Source organism: Paraburkholderia podalyriae (assembly GCF_014397785.1).
Classification (GTDB): domain Bacteria; phylum Pseudomonadota; class Gammaproteobacteria; order Burkholderiales; family Burkholderiaceae; genus Paraburkholderia; species Paraburkholderia podalyriae.
Genome location: NZ_VZQQ01000329.1, coordinates 1 through 274, shown reverse-complemented (window position 1 = coordinate 274; position 274 = coordinate 1). Strand labels below are relative to the sequence as shown.

Sequence of the window (274 nt, the reverse complement as noted above, 5' to 3'; positions counted from 1 at the left end):
TCGTCTTTCATGGCAATGCGGGGCATGCCGGGCACCGCAAGTTTTGCGCCACAGCGTTTAACCCGGCGCGAGGCCCGCGCCGAGCCACATGCGCAGCGCCTCGATCTCCTCCTCGCACACCGTATGCGGCATCCGATACGCGCTCCGTTCGACCTTGCAACCTTGTGCGATCGCAACGTCGCGGGCAACCTCCCCTTTACCAATTGTGGCCGGGTGGCCAAAGTGGTCCCTGGACGATGAGCGAGCGATCGGTAGTGAAGCATCCCGGGTCTAA

The 274-nt window shown here is 63.1% G+C and carries 1 protein-coding gene; it reads left to right on the top strand.

Annotation, left to right across the window (positions count from 1 at the left end):
• A partial coding sequence (locus F6X42_RS45790) for a hypothetical protein (protein ID WP_222945947.1) occupies positions 1–240 on the top strand: 240 nt, incomplete at its 5' end.
• Positions 241–274: the final 34 nt, after the last annotated feature.